This is a genomic window from Salmonella enterica subsp. arizonae (assembly GCF_008692845.1).
Taxonomy (GTDB): domain Bacteria; phylum Pseudomonadota; class Gammaproteobacteria; order Enterobacterales; family Enterobacteriaceae; genus Salmonella; species Salmonella arizonae.
This window is the reverse complement of record NZ_VXJW01000002.1, coordinates 455,848-470,847: the sequence shown is the minus strand read 5'-3', so window position 1 is coordinate 470,847 and position 15,000 is coordinate 455,848. Positions and strand designations below refer to the sequence as shown.

The window sequence follows — 15,000 nt, the reverse complement described above, 5'->3', positions numbered from 1 at the left end:
AACAATGCGGTCTTGACAATCAATAAGACAGCTTTTGCCTATCGATCGGATCATTATAAATCGTAATGATGACCCCTTTATGACAGCGGGAGATTTTTTTGCCAACGAGTATTTGACGCATCGCCCTTGCTATCTGGCAGTCAAAGCGCTTTGCGGGCGGCCTGTGCCATCATACGCGGATAAAAATGCCAGAAGCGTTCTTCTAACGCGTCGTAGTGCGCATCCAGATCGTACCAGGAATCACGCAGGGCATCCAGCCGGGGACGACGATTCGCCATGCCATTCAGCACGTTTTGAATGAAATCCATATCGCGATAACGTTCTAACCATTTTTCTGACCAAAGATAATCATTCAGGTTGACAAAGCGCGGCGGGGAATCGGGCAAAATAGTCGCGACCTGCGCATGAGCATAGCCGATAAACGACTGAAGTGGAAAATCGGGGGAAATTTGCGTCCAGTGGCGTGATAAAAAATGATCCCACATTACGTCCAGCGTAATGGGCGCCACGCGCCGCGTTTCATGGCGGAACCACTCTCGCGCCTCACGGACTTCCGGCAGGTTGTCGGTCATGACGTCAATACGCCGATGCATATAAATACCCTCTACGACGTCAGGAGGATAATGCGTTGCCGGGTTTCCCCGGACAAAATCGGCCAGAAGATTACCGGAAAGCGAGCTGTCGGCAAGGTGCGCCAGATGCAGGTGAGCAAGAAAATTCATTATTGATTCTCTGTCCAAAACGCGGGTAACGGTTGCAGCGGGAACGCCCCGGCACTAGACTACCCGCCTCTTATTTTAGTCTGAGTCAGAGTCATGCGCGTTACCGATTTTTCCTTTGAACTACCCGAATCCCTGATTGCCCACTACCCACAGCCGGAGCGCAGTCGCTGCCGTTTGCTGTCATTAGAGGGGCCGACGGGCGCGCTGACGCACGGTACTTTCACCGATCTGCTCGATAAGCTCAACCCTGGCGATGTGCTGGTCTTTAACAATACCCGCGTGATCCCGGCGCGTCTTTTTGGCCGTAAAGCCAGCGGCGGCAAGATTGAGGTGCTGGTCGAGCGTATGCTGGATGATAAACGCATCCTGGCGCATATTCGCGCCTCTAAAGCGCCAAAACCGGGTACGGAACTGCTACTGGGCGATGACGAAAACATTCACGCAACCATGACTGCGCGTCACGGCGCGCTGTTTGAAGTTGAATTTAATGACGAACGTCCGGTGCTGGATATTCTCAACGCCATCGGACATATGCCGCTGCCGCCGTATATCGACCGTCCGGACGAAGACGCCGACCGCGAACTGTACCAGACGGTCTACAGTGAAAAACCGGGCGCCGTCGCCGCGCCGACTGCCGGGCTGCACTTTGATAAGCCGCTTCTGGCGGCGCTTCGGGAAAAAGGTATCGAAATGGCGTTTGTCACGCTACACGTAGGAGCGGGCACTTTCCAGCCGGTGCGTGTCGATACTATTGAAGATCACATTATGCATTCCGAATACGCGGAAGTGCCGCAAGAGGTGGTTGACGCGGTGCTGGCGGCGAAAGCGCGCGGTAATCGTGTTATCGCCGTGGGCACGACCTCGGTACGCTCACTGGAGAGCGCGGCGCAGGCGGCAAAAAGCGATTTGATAGAGCCGTTTTTCGGCGATACGCAAATCTTTATTTATCCGGGTTATCAATACAAAGTGATTGATGCGTTGGTCACCAACTTCCACCTGCCGGAATCTACGTTGATTATGCTGGTTTCCGCGTTTGCCGGTTATGAGCACACCATGAATGCTTATAAGGCTGCGGTGGAACAAAAATATCGCTTTTTTAGCTACGGGGACGCGATGTTTATCACGTACAATCCGCAGGCTATTTTTGAACGGGTCGGGGAATAAGTCCGCGATGCGCGTATTTAACGTCAGACTGTTTTTCTGACGCAGGAGTGATAATGAAATTTGAGTTAGATACCACCGATGGTCGCGCGCGTCGCGGCCGTCTCGTGTTTGAACGCGGCGTAGTTGAAACACCCGCATTTATGCCCGTTGGCACCTACGGTACTGTAAAAGGCATGACGCCGGAGGAAGTTGAAGCGACCGGCGCGCAAATCATTCTCGGTAATACTTTCCACCTGTGGCTGCGTCCGGGGCAGGAAATCATGAAGCTGCATGGCGATCTGCATGATTTTATGCAGTGGAAAGGGCCCATTTTGACCGATTCCGGGGGCTTCCAGGTCTTTAGCCTCGGCGATATCCGTAAGATCACCGAGCAGGGCGTACACTTCCGCAATCCGATCAACGGCGATCCGATTTTCCTCGATCCGGAAAAGTCGATGGAGATCCAGTACGATCTCGGTTCCGATATCGTGATGATCTTTGATGAATGTACGCCGTACCCGGCAGACTGGGACTATGCGAAACGCTCGATGGAGATGTCGTTGCGTTGGGCGAAACGTAGCCGCGACCGTTTCGACGGCCTGGGCAACAAAAATGCGCTTTTTGGCATCATTCAGGGCAGCGTTTACGAAGATTTACGCGATATCTCGGTGAAAGGTCTGGTAGAGATTGGCTTTGATGGCTACGCTGTCGGCGGTTTGGCTGTCGGTGAGCCGAAAGCGGATATGCACCGTATTCTGGAGCACGTCTGCCCGCAGATCCCGGCTGACAAACCGCGTTACCTGATGGGCGTGGGTAAACCGGAAGATCTGGTGGAAGGCGTACGTCGCGGTATTGATATGTTTGACTGTGTCATGCCAACGCGAAATGCCCGTAATGGTCATCTGTTTGTGACCGATGGCGTGGTGAAGATTCGTAACGCGAAGCATAAAAGCGACACCAGCCCGCTTGACGCCGAATGCGATTGCTACACCTGTCGCAATTATTCACGCGCTTACTTGCATCATCTTGACCGTTGCAACGAAATATTAGGCGCGCGTCTCAATACCATTCATAACTTGCGTTACTACCAGCGTTTGATGGCGGGTTTACGCAAGGCTATTGAAGAGGGTAAATTAGAGAGCTTCGTAACCGAGTTTTACCAACGTCAGGGGCGACCCGTTCCACCTTTGAATGTTGATTAATTTTAATAATGAGGGAATTTGAATGAGCTTTTTTATTTCTGATGCGGTAGCGGCAACAGGTGCTCCAGCGCAGGGCAGCCCGATGTCTCTGATTTTAATGCTGGTGGTGTTTGGTCTGATTTTCTATTTTATGATCCTGCGTCCGCAGCAGAAGCGCACCAAAGAGCACAAAAAGCTGATGGACTCCATTGCGAAAGGTGATGAAGTTCTGACGAATGGCGGTCTGGTCGGTCGAGTGACCAAAGTAGCGGAATCTGGCTACATTGCCATCGCGCTGAATGACACCACGGAAGTGGTTATCAAACGTGACTTCGTAGCTGCCGTTCTGCCGAAAGGCACCATGAAGGCGCTGTAATATTTCGTTTTCCCAAAGGGAACTGCCGTGTTAAACCGTTATCCTTTGTGGAAGTACATCATGCTGGTCGTCGTGATTATCGTCGGCCTGCTTTACGCACTTCCCAACCTGTATGGTGAGGATCCGGCTGTTCAAATCACTGGCGTGCGCGGCGTCGCCGCCAGTGAGCAAACGCTGATCCAGGTCCAGAAAACGTTACAAGAAGAAAAAATTCCCGCTAAGTCTGTGGCACTGGAAGAGGGCGCTATTCTTGCGCGCTTCGACTCCACCGATACTCAGTTGCGCGCTCGCGAAGCTCTGGTGAGCGTGCTGGGGGATAAATATGTCGTCGCGCTTAACCTTGCGCCGGCGACGCCGCGCTGGTTGGCGGCTATTCACGCCGATCCGATGAAGCTCGGTCTTGACCTGCGCGGCGGCGTTCACTTCTTGATGGAAGTGGATATGGATACCGCGTTGGGTAAACTCCAGGAACAGAATATCGATAGCCTGCGCAGCGATCTGCGTGAAGAAGGCATTCCTTATACGACCGTTCGTAAAGAAGATAATTATGGGCTGAGCATCACGTTCCGTGACAGCAAAGCGCGTGATGAGGCGATCACGTATCTGACGCCGCGTCATCGTGACCTTGTGATTTCCAGCCAGGGCGGCAACGCGCTTCGCGCGGTAATGACCGATGCGCGCCTGAGTGAAGCGCGCGAGTACGCCGTTCAGCAGAACATTAACATTCTGCGTAACCGTGTTAACCAACTAGGCGTCGCCGAGCCTGTCGTACAACGCCAGGGCGCCGACCGTATTGTGGTTGAGCTGCCGGGCATTCAGGATACTGCACGCGCGAAAGAAATTCTGGGCGCGACAGCAACGCTGGAATTCCGTCTGGTGAATACTAACGTTGACCAGGCCGCCGCCGCCGCCGGGCGCGTGCCGGGGGATTCCGAAGTGAAGCAGACCCGTGAAGGTCAGCCGGTTGTATTGTACAAACGCGTGATACTCACTGGCGACCATATCACCGACTCTACGTCAAGCCAGGATGAGTACAACCAGCCGCAGGTTAACATCTCGCTGGATAGCGCGGGCGGCAACATCATGTCTAACTTCACTAAGGACAACATCGGCAAACCGATGGCGACCCTGTTTGTGGAGTATAAAGACAGCGGTAAGAAAGATGCTAACGGTCGCGCCGTACTGGTGAAACAGGAAGAGGTGATTAACATCGCCAACATCCAGTCTCGCCTGGGGAACAGCTTCCGTATCACCGGCATTAGCAATCCAAACGAAGCGCGCCAGCTCTCGCTGTTGCTGCGCGCGGGCGCTCTGATTGCGCCAATTCAGATCGTAGAAGAACGCACCATCGGCCCGACCTTGGGGATGCAAAACATTAAGCAGGGTCTGGAAGCGTGTCTGGCTGGTCTGGTGGTCTCCATCCTGTTCATGATCTTCTTCTATAAGAAGTTTGGTCTGATTGCCACCAGCGCCCTGGTCGCTAACCTGGTGTTGATTGTCGGTATTATGTCGCTGTTGCCGGGGGCAACACTCAGTATGCCGGGTATTGCAGGTATCGTCTTAACCCTTGCGGTCGCGGTCGACGCCAACGTTCTGATTAACGAACGTATCAAAGAAGAGTTGAGCAATGGCCGCACGGTACAGCAGGCGATCAACGAAGGCTATGCCGGCGCGTTCAGTTCCATCTTTGATGCTAACATCACGACGCTGATTAAAGTCATCATCCTGTATGCCGTCGGTACCGGAGCGATTAAAGGGTTCGCGATTACGACCGGTATCGGTGTGGCGACGTCGATGTTCACCGCGATTATCGGTACGCGTGCTATCGTAAACCTGCTATATGGCGGCAAGCGCGTCACTAAGCTGTCAATTTGAGGAGTGCGATGTGGCACAGGAATACACTGTTGAACAACTAAACCACGGCCGTAAAGTCTATGATTTTATGCGCTGGGACTTCTGGGCATTCGGCATCTCCGGGCTGTTGCTGATCGCGGCCATTGTTATTATGGGCGTACGCGGGTTTAACTGGGGGCTGGATTTCACCGGTGGCACGGTGATTGAAATCACGCTGGAAAAACCGGCTGAAATGGACGTGATGCGCGAAGCTCTGCAAAAGGCGGGCTTCGAAGAGCCGCAGTTGCAGAACTTTGGCAGCAGCCACGACATTATGGTGCGTATGCCGCCAACCGAAGGCGAAACCGGCGGTCAGGTACTGGGCAGTAAAGTAGTGACGATCATTAATGAAGCCACCAACCAGAATGCGGCCGTAAAGCGTATTGAATTCGTGGGGCCAAGCGTGGGCGCCGATCTGGCGCAAACCGGCGCTATGGCGCTGCTGGTGGCGTTAATCTCTATCCTCGTTTACGTTGGTTTCCGCTTTGAGTGGCGGCTGGCGGCAGGAGTGGTCATCGCGCTGGCGCACGACGTGATCATTACGCTGGGGATACTGTCGCTTTTCCATATTGAGATTGACCTGACCATCGTGGCATCGCTGATGTCGGTGATCGGTTACTCGCTAAACGACAGTATCGTGGTCTCTGACCGTATTCGTGAAAACTTCCGCAAAATTCGTCGCGGGACGCCTTACGAAATATTTAACGTGTCGCTGACCCAGACGCTACACCGTACGTTGATTACCTCCGGTACGACGTTAGTGGTGATTCTGATGTTGTACCTCTTCGGCGGTCCGGTACTGGAAGGCTTCTCACTGACGATGCTGATCGGCGTCTCTATCGGTACGGCATCTTCTATCTATGTCGCATCGGCGCTGGCGCTGAAACTTGGTATGAAGCGCGAGCATATGCTGCAGCAGAAAGTCGAGAAAGAAGGGGCGGATCAACCGTCTATTCTGCCGTAAACAGGCGTTGATATAACACTCTACATCCCGGCCATCTGACCGGGATTTTTCCATGCGCCATCCAACGCGAAAAGATGGCGTAACAGACTCTTCTTTTTGAGGATTGCCAAAAACCCGACTTCGCGGGACACTTGCGCATCACCCCTTCTATTATCCAGGTATCTGACATGGCGATTATCCCTAAAAATTATGCGCGGCTGGAAAGCGGCTATCGTGAAAAGGCGCTGAAACTATTCCCATGGGTGTGTGGACGCTGTTCCCGTGAGTTTGAGTATTCAAATCTGCGTGAATTAACGGTGCATCATATCGATCACGACCATACCAATAATCCGGAAGACGGCAGCAACTGGGAGCTACTGTGCCTCTACTGTCACGATCATGAACATTCCAAATATACCGAAGCCGATCAGTACGGTTCGACGGTCATTGCCGGGGAAGACGCGCAAAAAGATGTCGGCGAGGCGACCTATAACCCGTTTGCCGATCTGAAGGCGATGATGAATAAGAAGAAGTGAGAGCAAAGATGCCGGAGCGCAGTCTCTGCCCGGCATTTTATCGTGAATACGCCGGAGATTCCCGGCGTATTACGCGAATCAGAAGTTGTAGCCCACGACCAGGTAGCCGCCCCAGCCGGTAGATTTCGCGCTGAAATCGCCGTCGCCCCAGTTCAGTTTTGCGCCATTCTGCCACTGTCCGCCGTTATGGAAGTAACGCGCAACGACCGAGTAGTGCCAGTGATCATAGTTCAGCGCCAGGATATGGCTGGAAGCGATTGAGTTGCTGGTACGGTTCGGATCATCGCCTAAATCAGATCCCCAGTCAAAGTTGGTAAAGCCGATATAGCTCAGTTTACCGCCCCACAGATCGGTGATGGGGACGAAGTATTTCACTTTGAAACGGTAGCCGTCCCACTCGTTTTCATTGGACGCGCCGTAGTTTTGCCACTGGTATTTCGCATACACGTTCAGCGACAGCCCCATCGGCAGACCGGTGTCGATATCTGTCCCCAGACCCATGTACCAGGTGCTCTGGCGGCTGGCTTTATTATCGCCCATATCGTAGATATAGTTGTTGGCGAAGTACCACTCTTTAAATGGGCCGAATCCCAGATTCACGCCGGTCAGTTTATCAATTGAGAAACGCGGTTCGATTTCCATAAACATCGGGGAGCCGTCATCCCATGCGCCTTTATCGTTGCCGTTACCCCAACCGAAGGTTTTGGGAATGTCGATGTAGCCATAGAAATCAAACCAATCTTTCTTGGCAAAGGCTTCATATTCCAGATAGACGTCGTTGTTCAGTTTCGGAGAGAAACGGGTATGGTAGCTTCCTACCACGTTTACGCTCTGGTGCCACCAGTCGGACAGATACTGCGGCTGATCATTTTCTGCTGCGTTAACAGTAAAAGATGAGGTGAGCGCAAGCGCTGCGCTGACTGCGATTAAAGTTTTTTTCATATGTATGCCACTGTTTGAAATCCCTTGCGGGAGTGAAAAAAACGCAATTTGCGTTTCTAAATATTTCGTGTTTCTGCGGAGCCTATTATAAAAATCATTGCTCACAAAAATATGTGTTGTTTCACATATCTATCATTTACGTAATCGATTGCGTTCACGTTTGCGTATTTTAGGCATGGCGATTGTACTGGCTTTCATGAATATTGCCAATCCATGCCAGAAATGACGAAAATGTCAAGAGGGCAACAAAAGTAGCGCAGGGTATGTTACGGAGCGCACAAAACGCCCCGCCAGAACGTTCATTGATTAACAGGCTGGATATCGTGGATGCGAATAAAACCTAACCGCTCAGGCGTAATGCTCTTTAACTGTAACGGAATATTGACATCACTGGGTGCCAGCAAACTGGCCGGCGCGTTTACCAGAAGGCGCTGCACATCCACCTCCTGATAGTTCTCCGTAGTGCCCTGAATCTGACCATACTCTACGGTAGCGCTGAATGCCGGCAGCGGATCGCGGGACTCGCCCTGAATACGTAACATGGCGTGGGTGCCGTCAGCGACAGGCGCAATATCCAGCAACGTCATACGTAGCGTACCGATCTGACTCTTCAGACGGGCAGGCGTATTTGCGCCAGGCAACAGATAGACGCCGCGAGTTGAATCCACATTCAGCTTATTTTGTTGGGTAATTTTTACCGTTTCCTGATTCAGTTGATTCATCTCTTTATTCAGAGTGCTAATACTTTGATGCATCTGGCGAACTTCGCTTTGCGGCGCGCAGGCGGTCAGGCTTAAGAGACTTCCTGCCAGGATGACTCTTAGGTAACGTCTTGTCATGTCAATTATTTCCTTCATGGTCCGATAGCGTAATGGTAGCTTTCTAAACGAACAAAGGCATCGATCCTTTGTCTCAAAAGCGCTCTGCCTTTGTTGTCGCGCCAGTTCAGGGTAAAATAACGTTTTCTAAACCATCTGTTCAGGATGCCGTATGCATTGCCCATTTTGTTTCGCCGTAGATACCAAAGTCATTGACTCTCGTCTTGTAGGCGAGGGCTCGTCCGTACGCCGCCGTCGGCAGTGCCTGGTTTGTAATGAGCGCTTTACGACATTTGAAGTGGCTGAACTGGTGATGCCGCGCGTGATAAAAAGCAACGATGTGCGCGAACCCTTTAATGAGGATAAGCTGCGCAGCGGTATGTTGAGAGCGCTGGAAAAAAGGCCTGTCAGCGCGGACGATGTTGAAATGGCATTGAATCATATTAAGTCAAAATTACGTGCCACTGGGGAGCGTGAAGTTCCCAGTAAGATGATTGGCAATCTGGTCATGGAGCAACTGAAAAAACTCGATAAAGTCGCGTATATTCGCTTTGCCTCCGTCTATCGCAGTTTCGAAGATATCAAAGATTTTGGCGAAGAAATCGCTCGCCTACAGGACTAAGCCATGCAGGATGAGTTTTATATGGCGCGAGCGCTAAAACTGGCGCAGCGTGGACGTTTCACCACTCACCCGAACCCTAATGTCGGCTGCGTCATTGTTAATAATGGAGAAATCGTCGGCGAAGGTTATCACCAGCGCGCCGGAGAGCCGCACGCCGAGGTACACGCGCTACGGATGGCGGGCGCAAAAGCCAAAGGCGCAACCGCCTATGTCACGCTTGAACCCTGTAGCCATCACGGGCGAACGCCGCCATGTTGCGATGCGCTGATTGCGGCTGGCGTCGCGCGCGTTGTCGCCGCGATGCAGGACCCGAACCCACAGGTCGCCGGACGCGGGCTGTATCGTCTGCAACAGGCGGGAATTGCGGTCAGCCACGGGTTAATGATGAGTGAAGCGGAGGCGCTCAATAAAGGCTTCCTCAAGCGAATGCGTACCGGGTTCCCTTATCTTCAGCTTAAGCTGGGCGCCTCCGTGGACGGACGGACGGCGATGGCCAGCGGCGAAAGCCAGTGGATCACCTCGCCGCAGGCCCGGCGCGACGTTCAGCGCTTGCGTGCGCAAAGCCACGCTATCTTAACCAGTAGCGCGACGGTATTGGCTGACGATCCGGCCTTGACGGTGCGTTGGGCGGAGTTAGACGCATCTACGCAGGCTTCTTACCCGCAGGAAAATCTGCGCCAGCCGGTGCGAATTGTTATCGACAGCCAAAACCGGGTAACGCCTGCGCATCGTATTGTGCAACAGCCTGGCGAAACGTGGATTGCCCGTATCCAGGAAGATAGCCGCGCGTGGCCCGATTCGGTTCGTACTATCAGCGTGCCGGCGCACAACGGACATTTAGATCTGGTTGTGCTGATGATGCAATTAGGCAGGCAGCAGATTAATAGCATTTGGGTTGAAGCCGGACCGGGGCTGGCGGGCGCGTTGCTGCAAGCCGGGCTGGTTGATGAACTGATTGTCTATGTCGCGCCTAAATTGTTGGGAACACAGGCGCGGGGATTATGCGAATTGCCGGGGCTTGAGAAGCTCGCCGATGCGCCGCAATTTACCTTCAGCGAAATACGTCATGTCGGCCCGGATGTTTGCCTGCACATGGTGAGCGCATGAGATCTCCCGTCGAAAGGGGAGCAGCGATTAAATTATTATGATAAAATCCGCCCCCCTGCGGGGCCAAATGAACCCTGGAAGAGAGAATATGAACATTATTAAAGCTAACGTTGCCGCCCCTGACGCTCGTGTCGCCATCACTATTGCGCGTTTCAATCAGTTTATCAACGACAGCCTGCTGGATGGCGCTGTTGATGCCCTGACGCGTATTGGTCAGGTAAAAGATGATAATATTACCGTAGTGTGGGTGCCAGGCGCTTATGAATTGCCGCTGGCAACCGATGCGCTGGCGAAAAGCGGTAAATATGACGCCGTGATTGCGCTGGGAACCGTGATTCGCGGAGGTACTGCGCACTTTGAATATGTGGCAGGCGGCGCCAGCAATGGACTGGCAAACGTTGCCCAGGACAGCGGCGTGCCGGTAGCCTTTGGTGTACTGACCACCGAGAGTATTGAACAAGCCATCGAACGTGCTGGTACAAAAGCCGGTAATAAAGGCGCAGAAGCTGCGCTGACCGCGCTTGAAATGATTAATGTATTGAAAGCCATTAAGGCCTGATTTTTTGTAAGGGGAATTCCGTGAAACCTGCTGCTCGTCGCCGCGCCCGTGAGTGTGCCGTCCAGGCGCTTTACTCCTGGCAGTTGTCCCAGAACGACATCGCTGATGTTGAATACCAGTTCCTGGCGGAACAGGACGTAAAAGACGTCGACGTTCTCTATTTCCGTGAACTGCTGTCCGGGGTGGCGACTAACAGCGCGTACCTGGATGGTTTAATGAAACCTTATCTGTCCCGTCTGCTTGAAGAGCTGGGGCAGGTTGAAAAAGCCGTGTTGCGTATTGCGCTGTTTGAGCTGTCAAAACGCAGCGATGTGCCTTATAAAGTGGCCATCAACGAAGCGATTGAACTGGCGAAAACCTTTGGCGCTGAAGACAGCCATAAATTCGTCAATGGCGTACTGGATAAAGCAGCTCCAGTGATTCGTCCCAACAAAAAGTGATTCACAGGCCGGAAAGGTAGCGGGCGAACGATACCCGTCGTCTCCGGCCTTTTCTTTTTTTCTGCTGAGGCATAACGTATGGCATGTGGCGAATTTTCCCTGATTGCCCGTTATTTTGACCGTGTAAGAAGCACTCGTCTTGATGTTGAAACCGGTATTGGCGACGATTGCGCGCTCCTGAATATTCCTGAAAAACAGACGCTGGCGATCAGTACCGATACTCTGGTGGCGGGCAACCACTTCCTCCCTGATATCGATCCTGCCGATCTGGCTTATAAAGCTCTGGCGGTGAATTTAAGCGATCTGGCCGCGATGGGGGCAGATCCGGCGTGGTTAACGCTGGCGATAACGTTACCGGAAGTGGATGAGCCGTGGCTGGAGGCCTTTAGCGACAGCCTGTTTGAGTTATTAAATTACTATGATATGCAGCTCATCGGCGGCGACACCACGCGTGGACCGTTGTCGATGACGTTGGGTATCCACGGTTATATTCCGGCAGGGCGCGCGCTCAAGCGCGCTGGTGCGAAGCCGGGCGACTGGATTTATATCACCGGTACGCCAGGCGACAGCGCTGCCGGGCTGGCGGTTTTGCAAAACCGGCTCCTGGTGTCGGAGGAGACAGACGCCCACTATTTTATTAAACGTCATTTACGCCCCACGCCGCGTATTTTACACGGCCAGGCGCTACGTGATATTGCCAGCGCGGCTATCGATATTTCCGACGGCCTGATTTCCGATCTGGGGCATATCGTCAAGGCCAGCGGCTGTGGAGCAAAGGTGGATGTTGATGCGCTGCCCAAATCCGCCGCGATGATGCGGCATGTTGATGCCGGGCAGGCGCTGCGCTGGACGCTTTCCGGCGGCGAAGACTACGAGCTGTGCTTTACGGTGCCGGAACTGAACCGCGGCGCGCTGGATGTCGCTATCGGTCAACTGGGCGTCCCCTTTACCTGCATTGGCCAAATGAGCGCGGATGTTGAAGGGCTGAGTTTTGTACGTGACGGAATGCCTGTTACCTTTGACTGGAAAGGATATGACCATTTTGCCACGCCATAAAGATGTTGCGAAAAGCCGCCTGAATTTGCGCAATCCGTGGCATCTGCTCGCCACCGGGTTTGGTAGCGGGCTGAGTCCCGTGGTGCCAGGCACGATGGGCTCGCTGGCGGCGATCCCTTTCTGGTATCTGATGACGTTTCTGCCGTGGCAGCTTTATTCGCTGGTCGTAATGTTTGGCATCTGCATTGGCGTTTATCTTTGCCATCAGACAGCGAAAGATATGGGCGTACACGATCACGGCAGTATTGTCTGGGACGAATTTATCGGCATGTGGATAACACTGATGGCGTTGCCGACGACTGCCTGGCAGTGGGTAGCGGCCGGGTTTATTATTTTCCGCATTCTGGATATGTGGAAGCCCTGGCCGATCCGTTGGTTTGATCGCAACGTGCATGGCGGCATGGGGATCATGATCGATGATATCGTCGCTGGTGTGATATCCGCCGGAATACTGTATTTTATCGGTCACCACTGGCCGATCGGTGTAATTTAACTCTTTCCTGGAGTCTATTGTAGGTCCGATAAGCGTAGCGCTATCGGGTGCCGACCGTTATTTAAATCCGACCACCGGATGCTGCTTGTACGGCGTTTCCAGTTCGGCAATCTGCTCCGGTTTCAGCGTTAAATCAACGGCATTCGCGACTCGGCTCGCCGAATGTCATGCAGCCCAGACAAAGGCGGGAAACCTGAAGATCCGTATTTCCTAAGGTGTTGTATTGCATTACTCCGCTCCTGTTATACCCGTCACTCTTCAAGCATAGCAGGAGCGAGGAGGGGATTATGCCAGCCAGGCCTTGATTTTCGCTTCAATGCCTGCGGCGTCGAGCCCCAGTTCCGCGCGGGCTTCTTCTTGCGTCCCTTGCGGGATAAAGAAATCCGGAAGACCGATATTCAGTACCGGTACGGGTTTACGATGCGCCATCAACACCTCGTTTACACCGCTTCCTGCGCCGCCCATAATGGCGTTTTCTTCCAGCGTCGCCAGCGCTTCATGCCGCGCGGCCATTTCCAGAATTAACGTTTCGTCCAGCGGTTTAACAAAGCGCATGTCGACCAGCGTGGCGTTCAACGCTTCGGCGACTTTCGCCGCCTCTGGCATTAATGTGCCAAAGTTCAGAATCGCGAGTTTTTCGCCATGACGCTTCACAATGCCTTTACCAATAGGCAGTTTTTCCAGCGGGGTTAGCGCCACGCCCTGCGCATTGCCGCGTGGATAACGTACTGCCGTCGGGCCGTCGTTATAGTGATAGCCGGTAAATAGCATCTGGCGACACTCATTCTCGTCGCTTGGCGTCATGATCACCATATCCGGAATACAGCGCAGATAAGAGAGATCGAACGCGCCCTGGTGCGTTTGTCCATCCGCGCCAACGATGCCGGCGCGATCGATGGCAAACATGACCGGCAGTTTCTGGATCGCGATGTCGTGAATGACCTGGTCGTAAGCGCGCTGCAGGAAAGTCGAGTAGATCGCAACGACGGGCTTATAGCCGCCAATCGCCAGACCTGCGGCGAAAGTGACGGCATGCTGCTCGGCGATTGCCACGTCAAAATAGCGATCCGGGAATTTACGTGAAAATTCCACCATGCCGGAACCTTCGCGCATTGCCGGAGTGATCGCCATCAGCTTGCTGTCTTTGGCGGCAGTTTCACACAGCCAGTCGCCGAAGATTTTTGAATAAGCTGGCAGACTGCCGCTGCTTTTCGGCAAACATCCGCTGGAAGGATCGAATTTAGGCACCGCATGGAAAGTGATCGGATCTTTTTCTGCGGGCTCATAGCCGCGGCCTTTTTTGGTCATGATATGCAGGAACTGCGGGCCTTTCAGGTCGCGCATATTCTTCAACGTGCTGATAAGTCCCATCACATCATGACCATCTACCGGCCCGATGTAGTTAAAGCCCAGCTCTTCGAACAATGTCCCCGGCACAACCATGCCTTTAATATGTTCTTCGGTACGCTTGAGCAGTTCTTTAATCGGCGGTACGCCGGAGAAGACCTTTTTTCCGCCTTCGCGCAGGGAAGAGTAAAGCTTGCCGGAAAGTAGCTGCGCCAGATGGTTGTTGAGCGCGCCGACGTTTTCCGAAATCGACATTTCATTGTCGTTAAGAATGACCAGCATGTCGGGCCGGATATCGCCTGCGTGGTTCATCGCTTCAAATGCCATACCGGCGGTGATTGCGCCGTCGCCAATCACGCAGACGGTGCGGCGATCTTTACCTTCTTTCTCCGCCGCCACGGCAATACCGATACCGGCGCTGATGGAGGTGGAGGAATGCCCGACGCTCAGCACGTCGTATTCGCTTTCGCCGCGCCACGGGAAGGGGTGCAGGCCGCCTTTCTGACGAATGGTGCCGATTTTGTCGCGACGACCGGTAAGGATTTTATGCGGATAAGCCTGGTGACCGACATCCCAGATCAGTTGGTCAAACGGGGTGTTATAGACATAATGCAGCGCCACGGTCAGTTCCACCGTGCCCAGCCCGGAAGCGAAGTGCCCGCTGGAACGGCTTACGCTGTCGAGTAAATAGCGGCGTAGCTCGTCGCAGAGTTTCGGCAGACTCTCTTTCGGTAACAGTCGTAGCTCCTGGGTGGAGTCGACCAATGCCAGGGTAGGGTATTTGGCTATATCAAAACTCATCGCAAGCTCATAGGATATGGG

General features: G+C 53.3%; 16 protein-coding genes and 1 pseudogene. 12 read left to right on the top strand and 5 right to left on the bottom strand.

The window, feature by feature from the left end; all coding sequences use genetic code 11:
• Positions 1-140: 140 nt before the first annotated feature.
• Positions 141-722, bottom strand: a complete 582-nt coding sequence (gene acpH, locus F4V61_RS06895) for an ACP phosphodiesterase (protein WP_038396754.1) — start codon at positions 720-722, stop codon at positions 141-143.
• A gap of 93 nt (positions 723-815) precedes the next feature.
• On the opposite strand from acpH, the gene queA reads away from it, so the two are divergent.
• From queA to yajD, 6 genes are all read left to right on the top strand, one after another.
• Complete coding sequence (queA, locus tag F4V61_RS06890; protein ID WP_001266539.1) at positions 816-1,886, top strand: tRNA preQ1(34) S-adenosylmethionine ribosyltransferase-isomerase QueA; 1,071 nt, start codon at positions 816-818, stop codon at positions 1,884-1,886.
• A gap of 53 nt (positions 1,887-1,939) precedes the next feature.
• Positions 1,940-3,067 carry a tRNA guanosine(34) transglycosylase Tgt gene (gene tgt, locus F4V61_RS06885; RefSeq protein ID WP_038396750.1) on the top strand — a complete coding sequence of 376 codons (1,128 nt, stop codon included), beginning with the start codon at positions 1,940-1,942 and terminating at the stop codon, positions 3,065-3,067.
• Positions 3,068-3,089: 22 nt separating this feature from the next.
• Positions 3,090-3,422, top strand: a complete 333-nt coding sequence (gene yajC, locus F4V61_RS06880) for a preprotein translocase subunit YajC (protein WP_000007630.1) — start codon at positions 3,090-3,092, stop codon at positions 3,420-3,422.
• A 27-nt stretch (positions 3,423-3,449) separates the two neighbouring features.
• The gene (gene secD, locus F4V61_RS06875) at positions 3,450-5,297 is read left to right on the top strand and encodes a protein translocase subunit SecD (protein WP_071820926.1); all 1,848 of its coding nucleotides are present in this window, start codon (positions 3,450-3,452) and stop codon (positions 5,295-5,297) included.
• Between the two features lie 10 nt (positions 5,298-5,307).
• Positions 5,308-6,279 (top strand): protein translocase subunit SecF, encoded by a 972-nt coding sequence (gene secF, locus F4V61_RS06870; protein ID WP_000046624.1) that lies wholly within the window; start codon positions 5,308-5,310, stop codon positions 6,277-6,279.
• A gap of 167 nt (positions 6,280-6,446) precedes the next feature.
• Positions 6,447-6,794 (top strand): HNH nuclease YajD, encoded by a 348-nt coding sequence (gene yajD, locus F4V61_RS06865; protein ID WP_079828875.1) that lies wholly within the window; start codon positions 6,447-6,449, stop codon positions 6,792-6,794.
• Positions 6,795-6,872: 78 nt separating this feature from the next.
• On the opposite strand, the gene F4V61_RS06860 is transcribed toward yajD, so the two are convergent.
• Entirely contained in the window at positions 6,873-7,736 is an 864-nt protein-coding gene (locus F4V61_RS06860) for a nucleoside-specific channel-forming protein Tsx (protein WP_038396748.1), read from the bottom strand.
• Between the two features lie 299 nt (positions 7,737-8,035).
• Positions 8,036-8,575 (bottom strand): DUF3251 domain-containing protein, encoded by a 540-nt coding sequence (locus F4V61_RS06855; protein WP_000198490.1) that lies wholly within the window; start codon positions 8,573-8,575, stop codon positions 8,036-8,038.
• Positions 8,576-8,726: 151 nt separating this feature from the next.
• Here F4V61_RS06855 and nrdR point away from each other — a divergent pair, with 151 nt between their 5' ends.
• From nrdR to pgpA, 6 genes are all read left to right on the top strand, one after another.
• Complete coding sequence (gene nrdR / locus F4V61_RS06850) at positions 8,727-9,176, top strand: transcriptional regulator NrdR (RefSeq protein ID WP_000543531.1); 450 nt, start codon at positions 8,727-8,729, stop codon at positions 9,174-9,176.
• Positions 9,177-9,179: 3 nt separating this feature from the next.
• Positions 9,180-10,283: a bifunctional diaminohydroxyphosphoribosylaminopyrimidine deaminase/5-amino-6-(5-phosphoribosylamino)uracil reductase RibD gene (ribD, locus tag F4V61_RS06845; protein WP_058345705.1), complete on the top strand. Its 1,104-nt coding sequence runs from the start codon at positions 9,180-9,182 to the stop codon at positions 10,281-10,283.
• 88 nt (positions 10,284-10,371) lie between these two features.
• Positions 10,372-10,842, top strand: coding sequence for a 6,7-dimethyl-8-ribityllumazine synthase (gene ribH, locus F4V61_RS06840; RefSeq protein WP_001021368.1), 471 nt, complete (start codon positions 10,372-10,374; stop codon positions 10,840-10,842).
• Positions 10,843-10,862: 20 nt separating this feature from the next.
• The gene (gene nusB / locus F4V61_RS06835; protein WP_000801129.1) at positions 10,863-11,282 is read left to right on the top strand and encodes a transcription antitermination factor NusB; all 420 of its coding nucleotides are present in this window, start codon (positions 10,863-10,865) and stop codon (positions 11,280-11,282) included.
• A 78-nt stretch (positions 11,283-11,360) separates the two neighbouring features.
• Positions 11,361-12,338 (top strand): thiamine-phosphate kinase, encoded by a 978-nt coding sequence (thiL, locus tag F4V61_RS06830; protein ID WP_000752149.1) that lies wholly within the window; start codon positions 11,361-11,363, stop codon positions 12,336-12,338.
• Positions 12,316-12,831 carry a phosphatidylglycerophosphatase A gene (gene pgpA, locus F4V61_RS06825; RefSeq protein ID WP_000154058.1) on the top strand — a complete coding sequence of 172 codons (516 nt, stop codon included), beginning with the start codon at positions 12,316-12,318 and terminating at the stop codon, positions 12,829-12,831. Before thiL ends, pgpA begins: the two co-directional genes overlap by 23 nt.
• A gap of 57 nt (positions 12,832-12,888) precedes the next feature.
• Here pgpA and F4V61_RS22345 read toward each other — a convergent pair.
• Positions 12,889-12,975 (bottom strand): annotated as a pseudogene (locus F4V61_RS22345) (hypothetical protein); the annotation flags it as partial.
• Positions 12,976-13,116: 141 nt separating this feature from the next.
• The gene (gene dxs / locus F4V61_RS06815) at positions 13,117-14,979 is read right to left on the bottom strand and encodes a 1-deoxy-D-xylulose-5-phosphate synthase (protein ID WP_058819137.1); all 1,863 of its coding nucleotides are present in this window, start codon (positions 14,977-14,979) and stop codon (positions 13,117-13,119) included.
• Positions 14,980-15,000 lie beyond the last annotated feature (21 nt).

Excerpts from the sequence above, each read along its gene's own strand:
- acpH (WP_038396754.1), bottom strand. The coding sequence starts at position 722 with ATGAATTTTCTTGCTCACCTGCATCTGGCGCACCTTGCCGACAGCTCG.
- queA (WP_001266539.1), top strand. The coding sequence starts at position 816 with ATGCGCGTTACCGATTTTTCCTTTGAACTACCCGAATCCCTGATTGCC.
- tgt (WP_038396750.1), top strand. The coding sequence starts at position 1,940 with ATGAAATTTGAGTTAGATACCACCGATGGTCGCGCGCGTCGCGGCCGT.
- yajC (WP_000007630.1), top strand. The coding sequence starts at position 3,090 with ATGAGCTTTTTTATTTCTGATGCGGTAGCGGCAACAGGTGCTCCAGCG.
- yajD (WP_079828875.1), top strand. The coding sequence starts at position 6,447 with ATGGCGATTATCCCTAAAAATTATGCGCGGCTGGAAAGCGGCTATCGT.
- F4V61_RS06860 (WP_038396748.1), bottom strand. The coding sequence starts at position 7,736 with ATGAAAAAAACTTTAATCGCAGTCAGCGCAGCGCTTGCGCTCACCTCA.
- F4V61_RS06855 (WP_000198490.1), bottom strand. The coding sequence starts at position 8,575 with ATGACAAGACGTTACCTAAGAGTCATCCTGGCAGGAAGTCTCTTAAGC.
- nrdR (WP_000543531.1), top strand. The coding sequence starts at position 8,727 with ATGCATTGCCCATTTTGTTTCGCCGTAGATACCAAAGTCATTGACTCT.
- ribD (WP_058345705.1), top strand. The coding sequence starts at position 9,180 with ATGCAGGATGAGTTTTATATGGCGCGAGCGCTAAAACTGGCGCAGCGT.
- ribH (WP_001021368.1), top strand. The coding sequence starts at position 10,372 with ATGAACATTATTAAAGCTAACGTTGCCGCCCCTGACGCTCGTGTCGCC.
- thiL (WP_000752149.1), top strand. The coding sequence starts at position 11,361 with ATGGCATGTGGCGAATTTTCCCTGATTGCCCGTTATTTTGACCGTGTA.
- pgpA (WP_000154058.1), top strand. The coding sequence starts at position 12,316 with ATGACCATTTTGCCACGCCATAAAGATGTTGCGAAAAGCCGCCTGAAT.
- dxs (WP_058819137.1), bottom strand. The coding sequence starts at position 14,979 with ATGAGTTTTGATATAGCCAAATACCCTACCCTGGCATTGGTCGACTCC.